The following is a 21,315-nucleotide window of genomic DNA, read 5'->3' as shown; positions in this document are numbered from 1 at the left end:
ATGTTATTACCTAAACGCGTAAAATATCGTCGTGAACACCGTGGTAACATGCGTGGAGAAGCGAAAGGCGGTAAAGAAGTAACTTTTGGTGAGTGGGGCTTACAAGCAACAACTGCATCTTGGATTACTAACCGTCAAATCGAATCTGCTCGTATCGCAATGACTCGTTACATGAAACGTGGCGGTAAAGTTTGGATCAAAATCTTCCCACATAAGCCTTACACGAAAAAGCCTCTAGAAGTCCGCATGGGTTCTGGTAAAGGTTCTCCAGAAGGCTGGGTAGCAGTAGTTAAACCAGGAAAAGTAATGTTCGAAATTGCTGGTGTATCTGAAGAGATCGCACGTGAAGCACTTCGTTTAGCATCACACAAACTTCCTGTTAAATGTAAGATCGTAAAACGTCAAGAAACTGGTGGTGAATCTAATGAAAGCTAATGAAATCCGTGACCTTGCCACTTCTGAAATCGAATTAAAAGTGAAATCACTGAAAGAAGAGCTTTTCAACCTTCGCTTCCAATTGGCGACTGGTCAATTAGAAAACACAGCTCGCATCCGTGAAGTTCGCAAAGCGATTGCACGTATGAAAACTGTGATTCGTGAAAGAGAAATCAGTGCAAATAACTGATAAAGGAGGGTTCTAAGTATGACTGAGCGTAACCAACGCAAAGTTTACACGGGCCGTGTTGTTTCAGACAAAATGGATAAAACAATTACTGTTTTAGTTGAAACACACAAAAAGCACAAGCTTTACGGTAAACGTGTAAAATACTCTAAAAAGTATAAAGCTCATGACGAGCTAAACACTGCGAAAATCGGTGATATCGTACGTATCATGGAAACTCGCCCGCTATCAGCTACTAAGCGCTTCCGTTTAGTTGAAGTTGTAGAAAAAGCGGTTATTATTTAATAACACATTTCGGAATACAATTAAATTTCCGAAGGGAGGTAACCTAAGTGATCCAACAAGAAAGTCGTATGAAAGTTGCTGACAACTCAGGTGCACGTGAAGTTTTAACTATTAAAGTACTTGGTGGTTCTGGACGTAAAACTGCTAACATTGGCGATATCGTCGTATGTACAGTTAAGAAAGCAACACCAGGTGGCGTTGTCAAGAAAGGTGACGTTGTTAAGGCTGTTATCGTTCGCACTAAAACAGGTGCACGTCGTAAAGACGGTACTTATATCAAATTTGACGAGAACGCTTGCGTAATCATCAAAGATGATAAATCACCACGCGGAACTCGTATTTTCGGTCCAGTTGCACGTGAATTACGTGATGGCAACTTCATGAAAATCGTTTCTCTAGCTCCAGAAGTTCTTTAATTTCATGACAGTACCAATCAAGGAGGTGCGACACATAATGCATGTTAAAAAGGGCGATAAAGTAAAAGTAATTACTGGTAAAGATAAAGGTAAAGAAGGCGTTATCTTAGCTGCTTACCCAAAACAAGAACGCGTTCTTGTTGAAGGTGTAAACATCGTTAAGAAACACGTTAAACCTAACCAACTTAACCCACAAGGTGGTATTGTATCTCAAGAAGCTGCAATCCACGTTTCGAACGTAATGCTAATCGATCCTAAATCTGGCGAGCCGACTCGTGTAGGTTTTGAGATCAAAGATGGCAAAAAAGTTCGTGTTGCAAAAAAATCAGGTGTAGTAATCGACTAATAAGTAAACTAAGAAGGGAGGTACACACATGAGCCGCCTAAAAGACAAATATTTAAACGAAGTATCACCTGCTCTAATGAGCAAGTTCGAATATAAATCAGTTATGCAACTTCCTAAAGTGGAGAAAATCGTAATCAACATGGGTGTTGGTGACGCTGTTCAAAACTCTAAAGCTCTAGATGTAGCAGTGGAAGAATTAACAATCATTACTGGTCAAAAACCAGTTGTAACTAAAGCGAAAAAATCAATCGCTGGTTTCCGTTTACGTGAAGGCCAAGCAATCGGTGCTAAAGTTACATTACGCGGTGAGCGTATGTACGAATTCCTGGATAAATTAATCTCAATCGCACTTCCACGTGTACGTGACTTCCGTGGTGTTTCTAAAAAAGCATTCGACGGTCGCGGTAACTACACATTAGGTGTTAAAGAACAATTAATTTTCCCGGAAATCGATTACGATAAAGTTTCAAAAGTACGCGGTATGGACATCGTGATCGTAACTACTGCGAATTCTGACGAAGAAGCTCGCGAGTTATTAACACAGTTCGGTATGCCGTTCCAAAAGTAATTTAATCAAGGAGGGCGAAAACGTGGCTAAAAAATCAATGGTTGTTAAACAACAACGCACGCAAAAGTTCAAAGTACAAGAATACACACGTTGTGAACGCTGTGGCCGTCCACACTCTGTATACCGCAAATTTAAACTTTGCCGTATTTGTTTCCGTGAACTTGCATATAAGGGACAAATTCCTGGCGTTAAAAAAGCCAGCTGGTAATCCCCTAATTTGGGAAGGAGGTAAATTTCATGACAATGACAGATCCAATTGCAGATATGCTTACTCGCATTCGTAATGCGAACATGGTTCGTCACGAGAAGTTAGAAGTTCCTGCTTCTAACGTAAAAAAAGAGATCGCTGAAATTTTAAAGCGTGAAGGTTTTGTACGTGACGTAGAGTATGTAGAAGACAACAAGCAAGGTATCATCCGTATCTTCTTAAAGTACGGTAAAGATAATGAGCGTGTTATTACAGGTCTTAAACGTATTTCTAAACCAGGTTTACGTGTATATGCTAAAACAAATGAAGTACCAAAAGTATTAAACGGTCTTGGTATCGCTTTAGTATCAACTTCAAATGGTTTATTAACTGATAAAGAAGCTCGCGCTAAACAAGTTGGCGGAGAAATCTTAGCATACATTTGGTAATTAGTAAGAAAAGAACGGAGGTGCAACATAAATGTCTCGCGTAGGTAAAAAGATTATCGAGGTTCCTGCTAACGTTACAGTTGAAGTCACTGCTGACAACACTGTTACAGTTAAAGGTCCAAAAGGCGAATTAACTCGTCAATTCAATCAAGATATGAAAATCGAGCAAGAAGGCAACATCATCACTGTTGTTCGTCCTTCTGATTCTAAAGAACACCGTACTAACCACGGTACAACTCGTGCGTTATTAGCTAACATGGTAACTGGTGTTTCTGAAGGTTTCTCTCGCGCTCTAGAACTTATCGGTGTAGGTTACCGTGCACAATTACAAGGCAACAAGCTTGTATTAAACGTTGGTTACTCTCACCCAGTTGAGTTTACACCTGAGCAAGGTTTAGAGATCGAAGTTCCTTCGAACACGAAAATCATCGTTAAAGGTATTTCTAAAGAGCGTGTTGGTGCTTTAGCATCTAACATCCGCGACGTACGTCCACCAGAGCCATACAAAGGTAAAGGTATTCGTTACGAAGGTGAATTCGTTCGCCGTAAAGAAGGTAAAACAGGTAAATAATGCAGCCTAATTTGCATTAATTTTTGAAAGGAGTGACCTCTGTGATTACGAAACAAGACAAAAATCAAGTTCGTAAAAAACGTCATGGGCGTGTTCGTTCTAAAATTTCGGGTACTGCACAACGTCCTCGTTTAAACGTATTCCGTTCTAACAAGAACATTTATGCACAACTAATCGACGATGTAGCTGGCGTAACTTTAGTTTCTGCTAATACTCAAGAAAAAGCTTTCGAAGGTATGGGCTCAAACGTAGAAGCTGCTGCTAAAATCGGTGAATCAATCGCTAAACGCGCTGCTGAAAAAAATATTACTACTGTGGTATTTGACCGTAGCGGTTACTTATATCATGGACGTGTGAAAGCTTTAGCTGAAGCTGCACGTGAAAACGGCTTAGAATTTTAATAAGAAGGAGGGACATACTTCATGAGTCGCATTGACGCAAACAAATTAGAACTTGAAGAACGCGTAGTTACTATTAACCGTGTTGCTAAAGTTGTTAAAGGTGGTCGTCGCTTCCGCTTCACTGCATTAGTTGTAGTTGGAGATAAAAATGGTCATGTAGGTTTCGGTACTGGTAAAGCTCAAGAGGTTCCAGACGCAATCCGCAAAGCTGTTGAAGACGCGAAGAAAAACTTAATCGAAGTACCACGCGTGGGTGGAACTACTCCACACTTAGTGCAAGGTCGCTTCGGTGCAGGTTCAATCTTAATCAAACCTGCAGCTCCTGGTACAGGAGTTATCGCTGGTGGTCCAGTACGTGCCGTACTAGAACTAGCTGGTATTACTGATATTCTTTCAAAATCTCTTGGTTCAAACACACCAATCAACATGGTGCGTGCAACTGTAGCAGGTTTAACTGAATTAAAACGCGCAGAGGATGTAGCAAAACTACGCGGTAAATCAGTGGAAGAGTTATTAGGATAAGGGGGGAATTATAATGGCTAAATTACAAATCACCCTTACAAAATCTGTAATCGGTACTAAACCAAACCAACGTAAAGTTGTAGAGGCTTTAGGATTACGTAAATTAAACCAAACTGTGGAACAAGCAGATAACGCTGCTATCCGCGGAATGATTACAAAAGTAGCTCACTTAGTTACTGTTAAAGAAATCTAATTTCAATTATTCGAACAAGGAGGTGCCACCCATTATGAAACTTCATGAGTTAAAACCAGCAGAAGGTTCACGTCAAGTTCGTAACCGCGTTGGTCGTGGTATCGGTTCTGGTAACGGTAAAACTGCAGGTAAAGGTCATAAAGGTCAAAACGCTCGTTCAGGCGGCGGCGTTCGCCCAGGATTTGAGGGGGGTCAAAACCCACTATTCCGTCGTTTACCTAAACGCGGCTTTACGAACATCAACCGTAAAGAATACGCTATCGTTAACCTTGACACTTTAAACCGTTTCGAAGCTGGTGCAGAAGTAACACCTGCATTACTGTTAGAAACTGGTATCGTGAGCAACGAAAAAGCTGGAATTAAAATTCTAGGTCATGGTACTGTAAACGTTAAGCTTACAGTAAAAGCTCACAAGTTCTCTGCTTCAGCTAAAGAAGCGATCGAGAACGCTGGCGGAACAACTGAGGTGATTTAATGTTTCAGACAATCTCTAACTTTATGCGCGTTCGAGATATACGAAATAAAATCATCTTTACACTATTAATGTTAATCGTTTTTCGTATCGGGACATTTATCCCGGTACCTAACGTTAACGCAGATGTATTAAAGGCAACTGATGAGTTTAACTTAGTTGGTTTCCTTAATACGTTTGGCGGTGGTGCTTTAGCAAACTTCTCTATCTTCGCGATGGGTATTATGCCATACATCACAGCCTCAATTATTGTTCAGTTATTACAAATGGACGTTGTGCCTAAGTTTGCAGAATGGGCGAAACAAGGTGATGTGGGTCGACGTAAGTTAGCTCAGTTCACACGTTATTTCACAATTGTATTAGCTTTCATTCAATCTTTCGCGATGTCGTTCGGGTTTAACCAGTTCTACGGTGGATCATTGATCATGGATACTAGTATTCAATCGTATTTAACGATTTCAATCGTGTTAACAGCGGGTACTGCTTTCCTATTGTGGTTATCTGAACAAGTTACTGCATATGGTGTTGGTAATGGTATTTCAATCATTATCTTCGCTGGTATCGTCGCTGCGATTCCTAACGCAGTAAACCAAGTGTATGCACAACAAATTGAAGGAGCAGGAGATCAACTTTTCATTAAGGTTGCTATCCTTATTTTATTAATTTTAGTGCTACTAGCTGTTGTAGTTGGTGTTATTTATATTCAACAAGCGTTGCGTAAAATTCCAATTCAATATGCAAAACGAGTTGCAGGTAATTCGCCAAAAGTTGGTGCTCAACAAACACACTTACCATTAAAAGTGAATGCTGCAGGGGTTATTCCGGTAATCTTCGCAGTAGCGTTTATTGTAACACCACAAACTTTAGCGTCATTCTTCGGTGACAATAATGTAACAGCATTCATCTCGAACACATTTGACTATTCAAAACCAGTAGGGATGATTATATATGTTGCTTTAATCGTTGCCTTCACATATTTCTACGCATTCATCCAAGTGAATCCGGAAAATGTGGCCGACAACTTGAAAAAGCAAGGTGCTTATATCCCGGGTATTCGCCCAGGTAATGACACACAAGCTTATTTAACAAAAGTTCTTTATCGTCTAACATTTGTTGGGGCACTATTCTTAGTAGTTATTTCAATCATGCCAATTATCTTCATTAACTTTATGAACCTACCAGCTTCGGCTCAAATCGGGGGAACAAGTATGATAATCGTAGTTGGTGTTGCTCTTGAAACAATGAAACAATTAGAGTCTCAATTAGTGAAACGTCATTATAAAGGCTTTATGAAATAATGCAGGTTTAGGAAACAATTGTGTTTCCTGAGCCAGCGTAGTTTAAAGGGGGAGCATTCGTATGAATATCGTTTTAATGGGTCTTCCAGGTGCTGGTAAAGGTACTCAGGCTGACAAAATTGTTGAGAAGTACGCTATCCCTCATATTTCTACAGGTGACATGTTCCGTGCCGCTATTAAAGATGGTACAGAGCTAGGTTTACAAGCGAAATCGTTTATGGATCAAGGGGCATTAGTTCCTGATGAAGTAACGATTGGTATCGTTCGTGAGCGTCTATCACAACCAGACTGTGAAAAAGGATTCTTATTAGATGGATTTCCACGTACAGTTCCTCAAGCAGAAGCTTTAGATAGCATCCTTGAAGAATTAGGTCGTCCAGTTGAGCATACAATTAATGTTCAAGTTGAAAAAGATGAATTAATTGCACGTTTAAGTGGCCGCCGTATTTGTAAAACTTGTGGTACGTCCTATCATTTAGTTTTCAATCCACCAAAAGTGGAAGGAAAATGTGATAAAGATGGAGGCGAGTTATACACACGTGCGGATGACAATCCTGAAACTGTTGCAAACCGCCTGGAAGTAAATATGAACCAAGCACAACCTTTACTTGATTTCTATGAAGCAAAGGGTGTACTTAAAAATATTAATGGACAGCAAGAAATTTCTAAAGTATTTGCTGATCTTGATGCTCTATTACAGGGCAGCCGCAGCTGATATCCGTCCGGGCGCTAGACAGCTTCCGCGGTAGTCATGCGGAGGCAACAACGAAACATAATTTCTTGAGAGTTGCAAAAGCATATTGTGCCCGGTATATACTGGGAAAGGTTGAGCACTTTTATCGTGTGATGACATCTTTTCAAGGTATAATGGGTTTCGTGGAAGCATCTGTGTAACGGGTATGAATCTCTCATCCAAGACATTCCGGCTATCGTGTTAACATAAGGGATACAGTTCCTTTACCGGATACTGTACATCCATGGATTGTGTGAAGCGAAACCAGACGAGCGTCTTATTGAACATCTCTCATGCAATCCAAAACATATGTTGAAACGAGTTGCTTCTTATTTAGGAGAAAACAGTTGCAAGAGCTCAAACGAGTTTTTTGATAATAGCATATAGAAGGGAGACGAGAAGATGGCGAAAGACGATGTAATTGAAGTCGAAGGGACAGTTGTTGAGACTTTGCCAAACGCGATGTTTAAGGTAGAATTAGAAAATGGGCACACTGTGCTTGCACACGTATCTGGAAAGATTCGTATGCACTTTATCCGTATCCTACCTGGAGATAAGGTTACTATTGAGTTATCTCCTTATGATTTAACTCGCGGTCGTATCACATACCGTTTTAAATAATCTTTTGCACTCCGGACTATTAAGGAGGTTAGGTTAGATGAAAGTGAGACCATCTGTGAAACCGATCTGCGAAAAATGTAAAGTAATTCGCCGACGCGGTAAAGTAATGGTAATCTGTGAAAATCCTAAACACAAACAAAAACAAGGGTAATTAAACAAGGAGGTGCACAACGTATATGGCACGTATTGCTGGTGTTGACATTCCTCGCGACAAACGCGTGGTAATTTCATTAACTTACATTTACGGTATTGGTAAAACGACTTCTCAAAAAGTATTAGCAGCTGCTGGTATTGACGAAAATACTCGTGTTAAAGACTTAACAGAAGATCAATTAAACCAAATTCGTGAACAATTAGACTCTTACAAAACAGAAGGTGATTTACGCCGTGAAATTTCATTAAACATCAAACGTTTAATGGAAATCGCTTCATTCCGTGGTATCCGTCACCGTCGTGGTTTACCTGTTCGTGGTCAAAATACGAAGAACAACGCTCGTACGCGTAAAGGTCCTCGTAAAACTGTAGCGAACAAGAAAAAATAATTAAGTAAAGGAGGTTCCTTCTTAACATGGCTCGTAAACAACAAACTCGTAAACGTCGTGTGAAAAAGAATATCGAATCTGGTATTGCACACATCCGTTCTACATTTAACAATACAATCGTAACGATCACAGATGTGCAAGGTAACGCATTATCTTGGTCTTCAGCTGGTGCTTTAGGTTTCCGTGGTTCACGTAAATCTACTCCATTCGCAGCTCAAATGGCTGCTGAAACAGCTGCAAAATCTTCAATGGAACATGGTTTAAAAACTATTGAAGTTACAGTTAAAGGTCCTGGTTCTGGTCGTGAAGCTGCAGTTCGTGCACTTCAAGCTGCTGGTTTAGAAGTAACTGCTATTAAAGACGTTACTCCAGTTCCTCATAACGGTTGCCGTCCGCCAAAACGTCGTCGCGTGTAATGGGTGCAACTTAGAGGTATAATCTTCTAGGTACATCATGTTTCTTTGTGCAAAAGTCTTGTGCATATATAAAGTCTATCTTAGATTGACAACTATGATGGTTTGAACCTATACATTAGATGTTTTGAAGGAGGGTAAATTGGAATGATCGAAATTGAAAAACCAAAGATTGAAACAGTGGAGATTAGCGAAGATGCCAAGTATGGCAAGTTTGTTGTAGAACCGCTTGAACGTGGATATGGGAACACTTTGGGTAATTCTCTACGTCGTATCCTTTTGTCTTCATTACCTGGAGCTGCTGTAACGTCAATTCAAATTGACGGCGTACTACACGAATTCTCAACTGTAGAAGGTGTTGTAGAAGATGTTGCATCAATTATCTTAAACGTGAAAAAGCTTGCTTTAAAAATCTACTCTGACGAAGAAAAAGTCATTGAGATTGATGTAAAGGGTGACGGAACGGTTACGGCTGCTGACATTACACATGACAGTGATGTAGAAATTTTAAATCCAGATCTATATATCGCAACAATCGCTAAAAACGGTCACTTACGTATGCGTATGTACGCACAACGCGGCCGTGGTTATACTCCTGCTGATCAAAACAAACGTGAGGATCTTCCTATCGGCGTGATCCCGATCGACTCTATTTACACTCCAGTTTCACGCGTCAACTTCCAAGTTGAAAACACTCGTGTTGGACAAAATTCTGACTACGACAAGTTATCACTTGATGTGTGGACAGATGGCAGCATCGGTCCAAAAGAGGCGATTTCGCTAGGAGCGAAAATTTTAACTGAGCATTTAAATATCTTCGTAGGCATGACGAACGAAGCACAAACTGCTGAAATCATGGTCGAAAAAGAAGAAGATCAAAAAGAAAAAGTATTAGAGATGACTATCGAAGAGCTTGATCTTTCTGTTCGTTCTTATAACTGCTTAAAGCGCGCTGGTATCAATACGGTATTAGAGTTAGCTAATAAGTCAGAAGACGATATGATGAAAGTACGTAACTTAGGTCGTAAGTCTTTAGAAGAAGTTAAGCATAAGTTAGAAGAGCTTGGTTTAGGATTACGTAAAGAAGACTAAGCGAAAAATTATAAAATTTAGCTAGATCAGATACAAATAAAGGAGGGAAACGTCCATGGGTTACAGAAAACTTGGTCGTACAAGTTCTCAACGTAAAGCATTATTACGTGACTTAGCTACTGATTTAATCATCAACGAGCGCATCGAAACTACTGAAGCGCGTGCTAAAGAAACTCGTAAAGCTGTTGAGAAAATGATTACTTTAGGTAAACGCGGTGATTTACATGCTCGTCGTCAAGCGGCTGCATTCATCCGTCGTGAGCTAGTAACAGTTGGAGAAGGCGAAGAAGAAAAAACTGTTTTCGCACTTCAAAAATTATTTGACGATATCGCACCACGTTATGCAGAGCGTCAAGGTGGTTACACTCGTATTCTTAAAGTAGGTCCTCGTCGTGGAGACGGCGCACCTGTAGTAGTTATCGAATTAGTTTAATTCTAACGAAATGGTGAAGAGGGGTGTCCGGTTCACCGGTTGAACCCGCACCCCTCTTTTTTCTTAAGCATATACGTGTGCTTTTATTAAAATGATTTATACGACAATAATTAAGCTGAGCGTTATGATGAGCGGAGCATGTTATGCTGGCGTCTCGTTTAGCTCTCCGCACCTCATTCATCAGGTGGCTAGGCTTGAGCACCTCGTCACCTTGTAAATGTAACGACAAGCGCATTTCTCTGAATGAGGTGCGCGCTTTTTTATTTTAATTGGAATGGAGGTTTGAGCACCTCACTTCCATTTATACATATGCAAACATAAAGTACGTTTAAATAGGTGGCCTATGAGTCCGACTTGTTTGAAAACGTGCTTTATTTTTATATATGTCTGTTATTATTTCCTGGGGAAAGGTAGCGGCACATAGAAAAATTGTGTAAGTTATTTGTAGAGCAGAGAATAGAGAGGGGAAAAGACACGCGTGACAGAGATTTTATCATTCAATGACGTAACATTTTCATATACGCCAGATCAGCCAGAAGCACGTAAAGCTGTTCAAAATGTATCCTTTTCGATTCACAAGGGTGAATGGATTGCGATTGTAGGACATAACGGTTCTGGTAAATCAACAATGGCAAAATTAATGAGCGGTTTACTATTTCCAGAGCAAGGAGAAGTACGTATTAAGCATGACGTGCTAACAGAAGAGAATCTATGGGATATTCGTTCTCAAATCGGAATGGTATTTCAAAATCCAGATAATCAATTTGTAGGTGCAACTGTACAGGATGATGTCGCATTTTCACTTGAAAACAACGGCGTACCTTATGAAGAAATGGTACAACGTGTGCATGAATCTTTAAAGCAAGTAAAGATGGATGGCTTTATTAATCATGAGCCGCATTATTTATCAGGTGGTCAAAAGCAACGCGTTGCCATTGCTGGAGCACTAGCAATGCACCCACAACTTTTAATATTAGATGAAGCGACTTCGATGCTCGATCCACAAGGAAGGGACGAAGTGTTAAAAACAGTGCAAGTACTACGTGAGCACATTGGTTTAACAGTAATATCAATCACGCATGACTTGGAAGAGGCGTTGTTAGCTGACCGTGTGATTTTTATGAATGATGGTAAAAAGTATGCGGAAGGTACACCCTCGGAGATTTTTGCATTAGGTAATGAGTTAATTGAGTTTGGTCTTGATTTACCATTTGCAATGCGCATGACAAAACTTTTACAAGCTCAAGGTGTACAGCTTGTAGGACAACATATGACAGAAGAAGAGCTGGTGAATGATTTATGGACATCCAACTTCAACAAGTAGAATACGCATATTCAAAGGGGACACCATTTGAAAAATACGCCCTTCACCATGTAGATTTAATGATTCCTAGTGGTACGTACCAGGCGATAATTGGGCATACAGGTTCGGGTAAATCAACAATACTACAGCATTTCAATGGTTTATTAAAGCCTTCAAGTGGAACTGTAATAATTGGTGACCGGACGATTGAAGCTGGGAAAAAGCAAAAAGAATTAAAACCTATTCGTCAAAAAGTAGGTATTGTGTTCCAGTTTCCAGAACATCAGTTGTTTGAAGAGACTGTTTTAAAGGATATTATGTTTGGCCCGATGAATTTTGGTGTTTCGGAAAAGGATGCAGAAAAGCGCGCGCGTAATTTAATTAAGCTTGTTGGCTTACCGGAGAGTGTATTAGAAAAGTCTCCGTTTGACCTGTCAGGTGGGCAAATGCGCCGTGTTGCAATTGCAGGCGTGCTTGCAATGGAACCGGAAGTGATTGTATTAGATGAGCCGACTGCAGGCCTAGATCCTCGCGGGCAAAAGGAAATAATGGATTTATTTTATGACTTGCATAAAAGTCGAGGATTAACAACGATTTTAGTTACACATAGTATGGAAGACGCAGCACGCTATGCAGACCGAATTGCAATTATGCATGAAGGACGCTGTGTATTAACAGGTGAACCACGTGACATTTTTGCAGATAGCGAAGCGTTAGCTAAGTACCGTTTAGAGCCACCTCGTATTGTGCGCTTCCAGCAAAAGATTGAGCAAATGATGCATAAAAAATTAGCGAAAGTGTGCTTGACGGAAGAAGAGCTTGCGCACGAATTAGGACAAGCTATAAGAAAAGAGCGTGATGACCAATGATGGAGAAAATGATTTTTGGTCGTTACATTCCAGGTAATTCTTTTGTACATCAATTAGATCCACGCTCAAAATTGTCGTTTGTATTTGCCTTTATTATTATTGTGTTTTTAGCTAATAACGTTGTAACCTATGCACTACTGCTAGCGTTTACGTTATTTGTCATACTACTATCACGTATCCGTCTGTACTTTTTAATAAATGGATTAAAGCCAGTCATCTTTCTAATGGCATTCACCCTTATTTTACATTTAATTATGACAAAAGAAGGTGCTGTACTATTAGATTTAGGATTTATGAAAATTTATGAAGAAGGCTTACGGCAAGGTATATTTATTTCAGTACGCTTTTTAGTTTTAGTGTTTATTACATCCATTTTAACGTTAACGACATCACCTATTTCGATTACGGATGGTTTGGAGACATTATTACATCCATTGAAGAAAATAAAGCTACCGGTACATGAGTTAGCGCTTATGATGTCAATTTCATTGCGCTTCATTCCAACGTTAATGGATGAGACGGATAAAATTATGAAGGCACAAATGGCTCGAGGATCGGATTTAAGTGCGGGCCCTATAAAAGATCGTTTAAAGGCCGTTGTACCACTTTTAGTTCCGCTGTTTGTAAGTGCCTTTAAGCGAGCAGAAGATTTAGCTACAGCGATGGAAGTGCGAGGCTACCGCGGTGGTGAAGGTCGTACAAGATATCGTCAGCTAAAATGGGATATGAAGGATTCATTAAGCCTAGTTGTACTTCTTGTTGTTGCTGTTTGCTTATGGATGTTACGAAGCTAAAGGAGTAGAAAGATGACAAGATTAAAGGCAACGATTAGTTATGACGGTACTCAATTTGCCGGCTATCAAGTACAGCCGGGAAAACGTACGGTACAGTCTGAAATTGAAAAGGTGCTCGCCGTGATGCATAAAGGAACTACGGTGAAGATTACGGCAAGTGGGCGTACCGATGCACGTGTTCATGCAACGGGACAAGTCATTCATTTTGACACATCTTTATCGATTCCTACTGAGAAATATATGAAGGCACTTAACGTTCAGCTACCTCGAGATATTCGAGTTTTACAAATTGAACAAGTAGCCGATGATTTCCATGCTCGCTATGATGTGTCGGGCAAGCGCTACCGTTATATTTGGGATTGTAATGCTGTACAGAGTCCCTTTAGACGTTTGTATACGGTTGAAACGAATGGGATTAAACCAAATGTAGAAGCGATGCAAAAGGCGGCAGAGGCAATTTTAGGGGAGCATGATTTTAGCTGCTTTTGCGCGGCCAATACGAGTGTAGTTGATAAAGTACGAACAGTTCATTCATTAAAGCTCGAGTGGCATGGTGAGGAGCTACATATGACGATTGCAGGAAACGGCTTTTTATATAATATGGTACGTATTATTGCAGGTACGCTATGGGAAGTCGGAACAGGAAGACGACAAGTCCATTCTATTGCTGCAACAATTGCCTCAAAAGAACGAGGGCAAGCAGGAAAAACAGCACCGGCGCACGGACTCTATTTAGAAGAAGTATTTTATGATAGAGCTTAAGAAAAACAAGGGCTATAAAAACCTAATTAGTGAAATTCATGTGAATAAAAAATATGAAATAAATTTAAAACGAGGTAAGTTAAGAGGTTAAAATAGCTCGATAAATAGGGTTAACAACATCTCCAGGTGTTCAATTAAATATCTTGACTTCTAACTCAATACATTATATGATGATGTATGGTATTTTCATTACCACCACAAAATAAGCCCCGAAAACTTATAAGTGTATATAATGAAAAATAACGGTAATTTTATATCGATTAGGAGGATACAAACATGCGCACAACTTTCATGGCTAAAGGCCAAGAAGTAGAACGTAAATGGTTAGTAGTTGACGCAGAAGGCCAAACATTAGGTCGTTTAGCTTCTGAAGTAGCTGCTATTTTACGTGGTAAACATAAACCAACTTTCACACCAAACGTTGACACAGGAGATCACGTGATCATCATCAACGCTGAAAAAATTGAGTTAACAGGTAAAAAATTACAAGATAAAATTTACTACCGTCACACTCAATTCGCTGGTGGTTTAAAACAACGTACAGCGGGTGAAATGAAAGAAAAATACCCAACTCAAATGCTTGAATTAGCAATCAAAGGTATGCTTCCAAAGAACTCTTTAGGTCGTCAAATGTTCTCTAAACTGAACGTTTACGCTGGTTCTGAGCATCCACATGCTGCACAAAAACCAGAAGCTTACGAGCTACGTGGTTAATTAATAAATCATAATAGGAGGAAATAACTTTGGCACAAGTACAATACATCGGCACAGGTCGCCGTAAAAGCTCAACTGCCCGCGTACGTTTAGTACCAGGCGAAGGCAAAATCGTAATCAACAACCGTGACGTTGCTGATTACCTACCATACGAAACTTTATTATTAATCATCAACCAACCATTAGAAGCAACTGAAACTAAAGGTTCTTATGACGTACACGTAAACGTAAACGGTGGTGGTTTCACTGGTCAAGCTGGTGCAATCCGTCACGGTATCGCTCGTGCATTATTACAAGTTGATCCAGATTTCCGTCCAGCTTTAAAAGCTGCGGGTCTATTAACTCGTGATTCTCGTATGAAAGAACGTAAAAAACCAGGTTTACGCGGCGCTCGTCGTGCACCTCAGTTCTCAAAACGTTAATTTTTTCAAACTATTCGTTTCAACAAAAACCCTGCAACCATTGCGTTTGCAGGGTTTTTATCTATTTTCATAGCTTACAAAAGTTGTGTAAAAACCTGTGGATAAGTACACGTAATATACACATAATACACAAGTAATACACAAACTTTTTTAAATGAATAGCTGCTAAATTAAATCGATAGCAGCTAATAATTGTGTAATATCTTTATGTGTATATACCTTATCAGTGATGTCTTTTGATGCATGGCCCATAATGCGCTTAATCGATAATTTATTTGCATCTGCATTATCCATTAATGTTGCAAACGTATGGCGGCAATCATGTGGCTTATGCTCCAATTTAAGCTGCTCCATTATTTTCTTAAAATGATCGTAGTGGAAGTTATGATAGGACATTTGCTGACCTTTAGAATTTACGACTAAATATTGTTGGGCGTTCATTCGTTTTTCAAGAAATGGCAGTATTTTTTTATTTAGTGGAATTAAACGATTCGTTCCAGCTTCCGTTTTAAATCCACCACGTAAATATCTTTCTTTAATATTTATATCCTCTAATTTAACTTCTAAAAGCTCTCCTGGACGCAACCCTGTATAAATTAACACTAATATTAGCTCAATAAATTCTAAACGTTCTACGTTGTCCCAAAGTGCTTTAATTTCAACATCATTAAATGGCTTGCGATAAGTACCAGAGTCATTTTTACCGACATCAACAAAAACCGAATAATCCTTTGTTACAAGATCTTGTTCCATTGCATATTTAAACATTTGATTGAACAAAACTTTTATTTTCCGTTTTGTGCCGTGTGATTTAGTTGAAGCCGTGATAATTTCTTGTAAATCATTCTTTCTAATATCTATAAACTTCAAATGGTGTAGCCTTTCCGCACTTTTGTAGGAAGCGTTGTAACCATTCCAATTTGAACGCTCCTTTTCATTTGGCCCATCAGGATATTTTTCTTTCATCATTGAATCATAAACTTCTGCAAAAGTTGTTTTTGCCTTTGTAATGTCAAACGGGCTTTTATTGTATTCAGCTAGTGCCATCATAGCTTGATCTCGTTTTTCATAGTAACCTAAGTATTCGTATTTTTGTTTCCCCGTATCTGTATACCCAGCTGTTACGCGTACAGCAAAAGGTTTTCGTCGTTTACCGCTTAATTTAAAAACAGAGCCATATCCATTTGGATTTTTCATTATTAAAACCTCCTCTGAATATATTTGACAAGATATTATTAAAAACTGACAATTCCATATTGGTATGACAATTTTTTATTTATGTATTGTTCTAAACGCTTTACCGCAAACTCGCGAGTAACATTGAACAGCTTCTCTACCTCATATACCGTTTCAATATCTAAGTGATAGATATGTAATTGATCTAACATGAAGGTAGGGATAGCTGCGTGGTACATGAAAATGTTAGCTTTGGCTTCTTGGTATTCGATAAACCTCGTAGGAATCTTACTTTGATTACCAACGTGGAATAAAACATGGCTAAGTTCGTGGCAAAATTCCTCCCATTGTTGCTGTGGTGTTAGCTTTTCATTTAGTAAAATGAACGCTTTACTTCCTGTAAAAAGCGCCTGGCTTGCGTCTGGCCAGTAAAAAACGTGTATTCCTAGCTGTTCGGCGATTGATTGAAATTTAAGTTCCTGTGGCTTTTTAATGTCTAATTTTAAATAAAGTGTTTTTATGTAATCTTCTGTGTGCGTGTAATGTGTAGCCATTTAATCATCTCCAGTAATACAAATAAGAACATTTGTTCGTTTTTAGTATATAATAAAACCCCACTATTTGGTAGTGGAGCTAAATGTAATAAAATAGAAGTGAAAAACTAATTAAATATAATATAGAAATAGTAAGTAATATAATTCTAAATTTATTATATTCGTCACCAATATATATATAATATTTTCTGCTAATTTTTATAATTTTTTTAGTTGAATCAAATGAATCAAAGCTGGTAGGTACGAAAGTAAATAAAGTGAAATGGTTTCCTTTTGATTTAACATCATAAATATTGAAAAGTAAAAAAATCAATATATTTGCTGTTAAATTATTTGTTCTAAATAAATAAATTGTTAATAATATGAATAAAATTAGCATTTCTAATAAAAATTTGTTAGGGTCTGCACTGCTATTGATTGAGAATGTAAAAAAAGGCAATAAGAAGAAACTAAAAAAATCACTTATACTATTTCGTCCAATTTTATTATTTGTAACTGTTATGGTTTCATTAAATTTTGGTTTAGGTTTATGTAGTAATATTATTAATAATATTAAAATGTTTAAAGCAATTGAAATCAATAATAATATTTTTAAATATATGTATAAGTCTGTTGTTGGGTCAGCTCTTATTAAAAATATAATAAATAAGGGGAGTTCTGCAGCAATCAAGTACAGGAAATATAAAAAGAAATTAAATAACATTTTCATTTGTTCTCTCCCCCTTATATTATAATACCATTAAGCGAACATATATTCTATATTTGTGTTATGCTCATTTCCCTTTTTTCTACTTTTTCTTTAATTGGGAAGGTAATAAATTCATCTCCAAAATCAAAGCCTGCTCTATCAGATATAATTCTAATGATGATTTTGATACCTTCTTCATCTTCCACTTCAAAGTTTTCGTCAACAGGGTTGAAGGTAAATTTAACTTTATGTTTTTGCGAAATATCCTGAATCTTTTTCTTGTATTTAGAAATATATGATTTGATTTCCGTAGGATTTTTACTTACCTTCGTTAAAGCGTTGAAATGTCTATAATGTTTTATTTCTTCACGAAATGGTTCCATATTCATTATTATGCTTTCTTGCTCTAAAACATTAATCACTTCATCAACATGAGATTTCAAATGCTGTTTATAGTTAAATATCTCAATAAAATTTCTGAAATCAGCAACATAAACATCATTATTAATAAAAATGCAAATTATAAAAGGATTAAAAAGATAGAAGTCTTCGTCATTCACTAATCTGAAATCATTATCAGAATTTATTTGGTAAATGCGTTTCTTTTTATTAAGTGAAATGCGATTTTGTCTACTAAATAGCAGTATATTATTATCATCTACTTTTAAATGATGAATAATAAAATTTAATTCTTTAGCAGAAGGTAATTCTTCCGATATTTCTATAGCTAATTCGGAGTCGAAAGTAGTTGTTGTCCCCTCACTATAGAAGTAATTGCATATCTCTAGCGTCACTTTTGGGAATACACTCATTAAATCATCCATTGATTTACTGGTAGAACAACAAGATCAAATTCATGAAACAAATGAGAATGTCGATGAAGCAAAACAAGAATATCGAAGTAAGTTTGACCAAACAGATAGCCGTATTACTTTGGAAGTTGACCAGTTAGACAAATCCATTGCAGCTATCGATATTAAAGCCGACAATATCAATTTAAGCGTGAACAATCGAATAACAAATGAAGTAGCAGCCATAGATATACGTGCTAATCAGATTGCATTGAGTGTAAGTAATTTAGAGTACAATTCGAGCGCATCTATCAACATATTACAAAATAGTATTTCGCTAAAAGTAGACGCAAATAACCTTATTTCATCAATCAATATGTCCCCTGAATCCATAAGTATAAGTGCAAGTAAGATTAATTTGAACGGTGCTGTCATGGCAAATGGTAGCATTACAGGTTCGTCCACAATTAACGTCGGCACAGACTTATACGTTGGCAATAACGTGTATCTAGCAAACGGTTCAGGTGGTACAAAGAGCATTCAATTTGGGGGTATATCGCGTATCACTGGTGACTGGAGTAACATCGGTATATCGGCTTCAAATGTAAAGATTGATTCCAATGTAACTTTAGGGGCTAGCGGATCAACTGTTGCGTTTAACGGAAATGTAAACTTTCAATATGCAGACAGTATCATAGGTGTTGCAAGAGCTAACTCTAGTGGCATTGGTATTTCAACATCAGGCGGTAATTTATATGTGCAAGTAAACGGTAGCACAATAGGGTCAGTAAAATTAACCTAAAAAAGGAGAGACACACATGAATGTATTAATCTATTTACACAATCAACAAGCACCAATTAAGGCAAATATTCCAGATTTCGATGCATCGGATTTCACGTCGAAATTAAACGGTAATATGTTATTCATTAACTTAGGTGGCAATGTGGTAAGTCGAAATTTAATTCAGATGATTACGCTAGATAACGAGGTAACGGAGTAAAACGCAGCATAAGCTAGCGTTATTTTTTATGGAAAAAACTAAAATCCCAAACGTTTGGGAATTTAAAAGGATGCGCTATTGCGTGTCCTTTTTATTATGGATGAGGATGGTGTGGGTATGGCAGTAGATATTCCGATTATAGTCGGTATTGGGGGATTATTGTTTGCGGTTTTCGGTTACGTTCTTAACCGTGATCGTGACAAGAAGAATAATGCAACGAGTGAGGCAGAGATGAAAGTAACACTCGCTCATATCAGTAGAGGGGTAGATGACATCAAACTGGATGTTAAAACGAATAAAGAACAAATGAATGCCTTTGCTCGCGATTTGGTACGAGTAGATGAAGTGGCAAAATCGGCACATAAACGAATTGATAAATTGGAGGGTTCACACAATGAAAATTAATTGGAAAGTAAGATTACAACACAAACCATTTCTTGTAGCGCTTTTCGCGTTACTAATGTTACTAGTACAACAAGTAGCAACGTTTTTTGGAATTGATACAACCATTTACAATGAGCAAGTTACCGACTTGTTTAACACGGTACTTGCTATTTTAGTGCTAATAGGCGTTGTGGTAGATCCAACGACAACAGGTACAGGTGATAGCACACAAGCCTTGCGATATGATAAGCCAAAGGGTGATGAATAATGATTAGTATTTCTCCAGGACATTATGGACCAAAAACAGGTGCATATGGATTTATAGATGAGGTTACAGAAGCAATCAAAGTAGCAAAGCGAGTAACATCCATTTTACGTGCAGCTGGCATTACAACTAATTACATCGAGGATAATGTAAGTGAAAAGCAATCAGATAACATTCGATGGTTGATTGCTCAACATAATAAGTCTAATCGTCAAATTGACGTATCAATTCACTTTAATTCAACAGCTGGTACTCATTCTAGAGGTATCGGTACAGAAACCTTAATTCACAACGGGAAAAATATTGATACGGCAACAGCGATTACAGATGCAATTAGCAGAGGGAGTGGACTTAAAAACCGCGGCGTTAAAATTCGTCCAGACTTAGGATTATTAAAAGGCACTAATAAACCATGCTATTTAATCGAAGTCTGCTTTGTTAATGATTCAGTGGATGTAGCTATTTACCGTAGGGACTTCGAAAAGATATGCTATGCAAACGCTGAACAATTAGCGAAGACTGTTGGTAAAACGTTAAAGCCTTCCACAACTTCTTCTGTGGAGGACAAACAGCGCCAACGTGCCATCGCATTAATCAAAAATGCAGTAGCTACCAATGTATTCACATCTCCACATGATGATGTTGATAAGTATAGTAATGATGAGTTATTTGATTATGTACTAACATATGCTGAACGTTTAACTAAAAAATAAAAATTGAAGCCCATTACCTTGTTTATGAGTAGTGGGCTTTTGACTTTTAAAGTTATATAGTAATACACATTAAAATTAATCAAGATTATCTAAATAATTAAAAAGACGAACTAACATATCTACATCAGTATCATTTTCGTCAAATTTATAAAATTTCATACCCTCTCTTTCATCATCTATATTTCTGAATCCCTCAATAAAACTGTCATTATTATCTTTAGAGTTTTCAATTGACATATTTTCATTTGTAAAGGCAAACATTCTAAAGTCTTTTTCTCCAAAAAAGATTACTGGATAAGTAACTTTATCGAAAAATTGTACATATTTTGGATTATCAGCTTCTTCAAATTCGTCTGATGTAATAATCAAAGCATCAAAGTTAATATTATTATTTTTAAAAATTTCGTTTAATTTTACGTATCTATAATTAACGTTACTTATATCAGGTAATTCATTACCTACTACTCCAATATCTAAGTTTTTCCCCTTATAATTATCATTATTCCCTTTAAAACCATCATTATTTTCATTAGCATAACACCCAGATAATAAAATAGTTAAACTTAAAAGTAAAAAAATTTTTTTCAATTTATTTCCTCCTAACTAATTAATTTATTAATAATTATATCATTGAATATTCAAAAAACGAATATTTACAAATTTTTATATATAATGTATTATATTTACAATAATAGGAAGGGGATGAAATTATTTC

General features: G+C 37.6%; 37 protein-coding genes. 32 read left to right on the top strand and 5 right to left on the bottom strand.

The window, feature by feature from the left end; genetic code table 11:
* The 27 genes from rplP to rpsI all read left to right on the top strand — a co-directional run bounded on the left by rplP (position 1) and on the right by rpsI (position 15,028).
* Complete coding sequence (rplP, locus tag MKZ17_RS19375) at positions 1-435, top strand: 50S ribosomal protein L16 (RefSeq protein ID WP_066542810.1); 435 nt, start codon at positions 1-3, stop codon at positions 433-435.
* Positions 425-625 carry a 50S ribosomal protein L29 gene (gene rpmC, locus MKZ17_RS19370; protein ID WP_004233646.1) on the top strand — a complete coding sequence of 67 codons (201 nt, stop codon included), beginning with the start codon at positions 425-427 and terminating at the stop codon, positions 623-625. Before rplP ends, rpmC begins: the two co-directional genes overlap by 11 nt.
* 18 nt (positions 626-643) lie before the next feature.
* The gene (gene rpsQ, locus MKZ17_RS19365; protein WP_340725330.1) at positions 644-907 is read left to right on the top strand and encodes a 30S ribosomal protein S17; all 264 of its coding nucleotides are present in this window, start codon (positions 644-646) and stop codon (positions 905-907) included.
* A 47-nt stretch (positions 908-954) separates the two neighbouring features.
* Positions 955-1,323 (top strand): 50S ribosomal protein L14, encoded by a 369-nt coding sequence (rplN, locus tag MKZ17_RS19360; RefSeq protein ID WP_340725329.1) that lies wholly within the window; start codon positions 955-957, stop codon positions 1,321-1,323.
* A 37-nt stretch (positions 1,324-1,360) separates the two neighbouring features.
* Positions 1,361-1,669 carry a 50S ribosomal protein L24 gene (rplX, locus tag MKZ17_RS19355; protein ID WP_340725328.1) on the top strand — a complete coding sequence of 103 codons (309 nt, stop codon included), beginning with the start codon at positions 1,361-1,363 and terminating at the stop codon, positions 1,667-1,669.
* Between the two features lie 28 nt (positions 1,670-1,697).
* On the top strand, positions 1,698-2,237 hold the full coding sequence (rplE, locus tag MKZ17_RS19350) for a 50S ribosomal protein L5 (RefSeq protein ID WP_340725327.1): 540 nt from the start codon (positions 1,698-1,700) through the stop codon (positions 2,235-2,237).
* A gap of 22 nt (positions 2,238-2,259) precedes the next feature.
* A complete protein-coding gene (locus MKZ17_RS19345) occupies positions 2,260-2,445 on the top strand; it encodes a type Z 30S ribosomal protein S14 (RefSeq protein WP_108714275.1) in 186 nt (61 codons plus the stop codon).
* A 29-nt stretch (positions 2,446-2,474) separates the two neighbouring features.
* Entirely contained in the window at positions 2,475-2,873 is a 399-nt protein-coding gene (rpsH, locus tag MKZ17_RS19340; RefSeq protein WP_079523480.1) for a 30S ribosomal protein S8, read from the top strand.
* A gap of 31 nt (positions 2,874-2,904) precedes the next feature.
* Positions 2,905-3,444 (top strand): 50S ribosomal protein L6, encoded by a 540-nt coding sequence (gene rplF, locus MKZ17_RS19335; RefSeq protein ID WP_340725326.1) that lies wholly within the window; start codon positions 2,905-2,907, stop codon positions 3,442-3,444.
* 41 nt (positions 3,445-3,485) lie between these two features.
* Positions 3,486-3,845, top strand: coding sequence for a 50S ribosomal protein L18 (rplR, locus tag MKZ17_RS19330; protein ID WP_340725325.1), 360 nt, complete (start codon positions 3,486-3,488; stop codon positions 3,843-3,845).
* Positions 3,846-3,866: 21 nt separating this feature from the next.
* Positions 3,867-4,367 (top strand): 30S ribosomal protein S5, encoded by a 501-nt coding sequence (rpsE, locus tag MKZ17_RS19325; RefSeq protein ID WP_099425582.1) that lies wholly within the window; start codon positions 3,867-3,869, stop codon positions 4,365-4,367.
* Positions 4,368-4,377: 10 nt separating this feature from the next.
* A complete protein-coding gene (gene rpmD, locus MKZ17_RS19320) occupies positions 4,378-4,560 on the top strand; it encodes a 50S ribosomal protein L30 (protein ID WP_241370785.1) in 183 nt (60 codons plus the stop codon).
* A gap of 34 nt (positions 4,561-4,594) precedes the next feature.
* Positions 4,595-5,035, top strand: a complete 441-nt coding sequence (gene rplO / locus MKZ17_RS19315; RefSeq protein WP_340725324.1) for a 50S ribosomal protein L15 — start codon at positions 4,595-4,597, stop codon at positions 5,033-5,035.
* Entirely contained in the window at positions 5,035-6,330 is a 1,296-nt protein-coding gene (gene secY / locus MKZ17_RS19310) for a preprotein translocase subunit SecY (protein ID WP_340725323.1), read from the top strand. Before rplO ends, secY begins: the two co-directional genes overlap by 1 nt.
* A 61-nt stretch (positions 6,331-6,391) precedes the next feature.
* Positions 6,392-7,045 (top strand): adenylate kinase, encoded by a 654-nt coding sequence (locus MKZ17_RS19305; RefSeq protein ID WP_340725322.1) that lies wholly within the window; start codon positions 6,392-6,394, stop codon positions 7,043-7,045.
* A gap of 420 nt (positions 7,046-7,465) precedes the next feature.
* Entirely contained in the window at positions 7,466-7,684 is a 219-nt protein-coding gene (infA, locus tag MKZ17_RS19300) for a translation initiation factor IF-1 (RefSeq protein WP_016839390.1), read from the top strand.
* 37 nt (positions 7,685-7,721) lie between these two features.
* Entirely contained in the window at positions 7,722-7,835 is a 114-nt protein-coding gene (gene rpmJ / locus MKZ17_RS19295) for a 50S ribosomal protein L36 (RefSeq protein ID WP_000868344.1), read from the top strand.
* A gap of 25 nt (positions 7,836-7,860) precedes the next feature.
* Positions 7,861-8,226 (top strand): 30S ribosomal protein S13, encoded by a 366-nt coding sequence (rpsM, locus tag MKZ17_RS19290; protein WP_340725321.1) that lies wholly within the window; start codon positions 7,861-7,863, stop codon positions 8,224-8,226.
* Between the two features lie 26 nt (positions 8,227-8,252).
* Positions 8,253-8,642 (top strand): 30S ribosomal protein S11, encoded by a 390-nt coding sequence (gene rpsK, locus MKZ17_RS19285; protein WP_340725320.1) that lies wholly within the window; start codon positions 8,253-8,255, stop codon positions 8,640-8,642.
* A gap of 144 nt (positions 8,643-8,786) precedes the next feature.
* The gene (locus MKZ17_RS19280) at positions 8,787-9,731 is read left to right on the top strand and encodes a DNA-directed RNA polymerase subunit alpha (RefSeq protein WP_008406717.1); all 945 of its coding nucleotides are present in this window, start codon (positions 8,787-8,789) and stop codon (positions 9,729-9,731) included.
* Between the two features lie 55 nt (positions 9,732-9,786).
* Complete coding sequence (gene rplQ / locus MKZ17_RS19275; protein WP_008406715.1) at positions 9,787-10,164, top strand: 50S ribosomal protein L17; 378 nt, start codon at positions 9,787-9,789, stop codon at positions 10,162-10,164.
* A gap of 478 nt (positions 10,165-10,642) precedes the next feature.
* Positions 10,643-11,488 carry an energy-coupling factor ABC transporter ATP-binding protein gene (locus tag MKZ17_RS19270; RefSeq protein ID WP_340725319.1) on the top strand — a complete coding sequence of 282 codons (846 nt, stop codon included), beginning with the start codon at positions 10,643-10,645 and terminating at the stop codon, positions 11,486-11,488.
* The gene (locus tag MKZ17_RS19265; protein WP_340725318.1) at positions 11,464-12,336 is read left to right on the top strand and encodes an energy-coupling factor ABC transporter ATP-binding protein; all 873 of its coding nucleotides are present in this window, start codon (positions 11,464-11,466) and stop codon (positions 12,334-12,336) included. The genes MKZ17_RS19270 and MKZ17_RS19265 overlap by 25 nt, the downstream gene beginning before the upstream one ends.
* Positions 12,333-13,130: an energy-coupling factor transporter transmembrane component T family protein gene (locus MKZ17_RS19260; protein WP_340725317.1), complete on the top strand. Its 798-nt coding sequence runs from the start codon at positions 12,333-12,335 to the stop codon at positions 13,128-13,130. The genes MKZ17_RS19265 and MKZ17_RS19260 overlap by 4 nt, the downstream gene beginning before the upstream one ends.
* 12 nt (positions 13,131-13,142) lie before the next feature.
* A complete protein-coding gene (gene truA / locus MKZ17_RS19255; RefSeq protein WP_340725316.1) occupies positions 13,143-13,892 on the top strand; it encodes a tRNA pseudouridine(38-40) synthase TruA in 750 nt (249 codons plus the stop codon).
* 276 nt (positions 13,893-14,168) lie between these two features.
* The gene (rplM, locus tag MKZ17_RS19250) at positions 14,169-14,606 is read left to right on the top strand and encodes a 50S ribosomal protein L13 (RefSeq protein ID WP_340725315.1); all 438 of its coding nucleotides are present in this window, start codon (positions 14,169-14,171) and stop codon (positions 14,604-14,606) included.
* 29 nt (positions 14,607-14,635) lie between these two features.
* The gene (gene rpsI / locus MKZ17_RS19245; protein ID WP_340725314.1) at positions 14,636-15,028 is read left to right on the top strand and encodes a 30S ribosomal protein S9; all 393 of its coding nucleotides are present in this window, start codon (positions 14,636-14,638) and stop codon (positions 15,026-15,028) included.
* A 165-nt stretch (positions 15,029-15,193) separates the two neighbouring features.
* Here the strand turns inward: rpsI and MKZ17_RS19240 are convergent, their stop codons facing one another.
* The 4 genes from MKZ17_RS19240 to MKZ17_RS19225 all read right to left on the bottom strand — a co-directional run bounded on the left by MKZ17_RS19240 (position 15,194) and on the right by MKZ17_RS19225 (position 18,258).
* Positions 15,194-16,225 (bottom strand): tyrosine-type recombinase/integrase, encoded by a 1,032-nt coding sequence (locus MKZ17_RS19240; protein WP_340725313.1) that lies wholly within the window; start codon positions 16,223-16,225, stop codon positions 15,194-15,196.
* Between the two features lie 38 nt (positions 16,226-16,263).
* The gene (locus MKZ17_RS19235; RefSeq protein ID WP_340725312.1) at positions 16,264-16,758 is read right to left on the bottom strand and encodes an ImmA/IrrE family metallo-endopeptidase; all 495 of its coding nucleotides are present in this window, start codon (positions 16,756-16,758) and stop codon (positions 16,264-16,266) included.
* A gap of 79 nt (positions 16,759-16,837) precedes the next feature.
* Positions 16,838-17,467 carry a hypothetical protein gene (locus MKZ17_RS19230; RefSeq protein ID WP_340725311.1) on the bottom strand — a complete coding sequence of 210 codons (630 nt, stop codon included), beginning with the start codon at positions 17,465-17,467 and terminating at the stop codon, positions 16,838-16,840.
* A 47-nt stretch (positions 17,468-17,514) separates the two neighbouring features.
* Positions 17,515-18,258 (bottom strand): Kiwa anti-phage protein KwaB-like domain-containing protein, encoded by a 744-nt coding sequence (locus MKZ17_RS19225; RefSeq protein WP_340725310.1) that lies wholly within the window; start codon positions 18,256-18,258, stop codon positions 17,515-17,517.
* Here MKZ17_RS19225 and MKZ17_RS19220 point away from each other — a divergent pair.
* The 5 genes from MKZ17_RS19220 to MKZ17_RS19200 all read left to right on the top strand — a co-directional run bounded on the left by MKZ17_RS19220 (position 18,221) and on the right by MKZ17_RS19200 (position 20,600).
* Positions 18,221-19,039: a hypothetical protein gene (locus MKZ17_RS19220; protein WP_340725309.1), complete on the top strand. Its 819-nt coding sequence runs from the start codon at positions 18,221-18,223 to the stop codon at positions 19,037-19,039. The two genes, MKZ17_RS19225 and MKZ17_RS19220, sit on opposite strands and share 38 nt — an antisense overlap.
* Before the next feature lie 16 nt (positions 19,040-19,055).
* Positions 19,056-19,238, top strand: coding sequence for a hypothetical protein (locus MKZ17_RS19215; RefSeq protein ID WP_340725308.1), 183 nt, complete (start codon positions 19,056-19,058; stop codon positions 19,236-19,238).
* 78 nt (positions 19,239-19,316) lie between these two features.
* The gene (locus MKZ17_RS19210) at positions 19,317-19,643 is read left to right on the top strand and encodes a hypothetical protein (protein ID WP_340725307.1); all 327 of its coding nucleotides are present in this window, start codon (positions 19,317-19,319) and stop codon (positions 19,641-19,643) included.
* Complete coding sequence (locus MKZ17_RS19205; RefSeq protein WP_340725306.1) at positions 19,633-19,890, top strand: phage holin; 258 nt, start codon at positions 19,633-19,635, stop codon at positions 19,888-19,890. Before MKZ17_RS19210 ends, MKZ17_RS19205 begins: the two co-directional genes overlap by 11 nt.
* The gene (locus tag MKZ17_RS19200) at positions 19,890-20,600 is read left to right on the top strand and encodes an N-acetylmuramoyl-L-alanine amidase (RefSeq protein WP_340725305.1); all 711 of its coding nucleotides are present in this window, start codon (positions 19,890-19,892) and stop codon (positions 20,598-20,600) included. Before MKZ17_RS19205 ends, MKZ17_RS19200 begins: the two co-directional genes overlap by 1 nt.
* 75 nt (positions 20,601-20,675) lie before the next feature.
* On the opposite strand, the gene MKZ17_RS19195 is transcribed toward MKZ17_RS19200, so the two are convergent.
* Positions 20,676-21,188: a lipoprotein gene (locus tag MKZ17_RS19195; RefSeq protein ID WP_340725304.1), complete on the bottom strand. Its 513-nt coding sequence runs from the start codon at positions 21,186-21,188 to the stop codon at positions 20,676-20,678.
* Positions 21,189-21,315 lie beyond the last annotated feature (127 nt).

The organism is Solibacillus sp. FSL R7-0682 (genome assembly GCF_038005985.1).
In the GTDB taxonomy this organism is placed as follows: Bacteria; Bacillota; Bacilli; order Bacillales_A; family Planococcaceae; genus Solibacillus.
Note: the sequence above shows the minus strand (reverse complement) of the source record. Positions and strands in the feature narration are given on the sequence as shown.

Bases quoted from the DNA above. Each gene is read 5' to 3' on its own strand.
- MKZ17_RS19305 (WP_340725322.1), top strand. From the start codon at position 6,392: ATGAATATCGTTTTAATGGGTCTTCCAGGTGCTGGTAAAGGTACTCAG.
- MKZ17_RS19260 (WP_340725317.1), top strand. From the start codon at position 12,333: ATGATGGAGAAAATGATTTTTGGTCGTTACATTCCAGGTAATTCTTTT.
- MKZ17_RS19200 (WP_340725305.1), top strand. From the start codon at position 19,890: ATGATTAGTATTTCTCCAGGACATTATGGACCAAAAACAGGTGCATAT.
- truA (WP_340725316.1), top strand. From the start codon at position 13,143: ATGACAAGATTAAAGGCAACGATTAGTTATGACGGTACTCAATTTGCC.
- MKZ17_RS19235 (WP_340725312.1), bottom strand. From the start codon at position 16,758: ATGGCTACACATTACACGCACACAGAAGATTACATAAAAACACTTTAT.
- rplX (WP_340725328.1), top strand. From the start codon at position 1,361: ATGCATGTTAAAAAGGGCGATAAAGTAAAAGTAATTACTGGTAAAGAT.
- rplP (WP_066542810.1), top strand. From the start codon at position 1: ATGTTATTACCTAAACGCGTAAAATATCGTCGTGAACACCGTGGTAAC.
- rpsM (WP_340725321.1), top strand. From the start codon at position 7,861: ATGGCACGTATTGCTGGTGTTGACATTCCTCGCGACAAACGCGTGGTA.
- MKZ17_RS19205 (WP_340725306.1), top strand. From the start codon at position 19,633: ATGAAAATTAATTGGAAAGTAAGATTACAACACAAACCATTTCTTGTA.
- secY (WP_340725323.1), top strand. From the start codon at position 5,035: ATGTTTCAGACAATCTCTAACTTTATGCGCGTTCGAGATATACGAAAT.
- rplF (WP_340725326.1), top strand. From the start codon at position 2,905: ATGTCTCGCGTAGGTAAAAAGATTATCGAGGTTCCTGCTAACGTTACA.
- rplQ (WP_008406715.1), top strand. From the start codon at position 9,787: ATGGGTTACAGAAAACTTGGTCGTACAAGTTCTCAACGTAAAGCATTA.
- MKZ17_RS19265 (WP_340725318.1), top strand. From the start codon at position 11,464: ATGGACATCCAACTTCAACAAGTAGAATACGCATATTCAAAGGGGACA.
- MKZ17_RS19280 (WP_008406717.1), top strand. From the start codon at position 8,787: ATGATCGAAATTGAAAAACCAAAGATTGAAACAGTGGAGATTAGCGAA.
- MKZ17_RS19240 (WP_340725313.1), bottom strand. From the start codon at position 16,225: ATGAAAAATCCAAATGGATATGGCTCTGTTTTTAAATTAAGCGGTAAA.
- MKZ17_RS19230 (WP_340725311.1), bottom strand. From the start codon at position 17,467: ATGAAAATGTTATTTAATTTCTTTTTATATTTCCTGTACTTGATTGCT.
- MKZ17_RS19215 (WP_340725308.1), top strand. From the start codon at position 19,056: ATGAATGTATTAATCTATTTACACAATCAACAAGCACCAATTAAGGCA.
- rplM (WP_340725315.1), top strand. From the start codon at position 14,169: ATGCGCACAACTTTCATGGCTAAAGGCCAAGAAGTAGAACGTAAATGG.
- rpmJ (WP_000868344.1), top strand. From the start codon at position 7,722: ATGAAAGTGAGACCATCTGTGAAACCGATCTGCGAAAAATGTAAAGTA.
- infA (WP_016839390.1), top strand. From the start codon at position 7,466: ATGGCGAAAGACGATGTAATTGAAGTCGAAGGGACAGTTGTTGAGACT.
- rplO (WP_340725324.1), top strand. From the start codon at position 4,595: ATGAAACTTCATGAGTTAAAACCAGCAGAAGGTTCACGTCAAGTTCGT.
- MKZ17_RS19225 (WP_340725310.1), bottom strand. From the start codon at position 18,258: ATGAGTGTATTCCCAAAAGTGACGCTAGAGATATGCAATTACTTCTAT.
- rpsK (WP_340725320.1), top strand. From the start codon at position 8,253: ATGGCTCGTAAACAACAAACTCGTAAACGTCGTGTGAAAAAGAATATC.
- rpsE (WP_099425582.1), top strand. From the start codon at position 3,867: ATGAGTCGCATTGACGCAAACAAATTAGAACTTGAAGAACGCGTAGTT.
- rpmC (WP_004233646.1), top strand. From the start codon at position 425: ATGAAAGCTAATGAAATCCGTGACCTTGCCACTTCTGAAATCGAATTA.
- rpsQ (WP_340725330.1), top strand. From the start codon at position 644: ATGACTGAGCGTAACCAACGCAAAGTTTACACGGGCCGTGTTGTTTCA.
- rplE (WP_340725327.1), top strand. From the start codon at position 1,698: ATGAGCCGCCTAAAAGACAAATATTTAAACGAAGTATCACCTGCTCTA.
- rpsH (WP_079523480.1), top strand. From the start codon at position 2,475: ATGACAATGACAGATCCAATTGCAGATATGCTTACTCGCATTCGTAAT.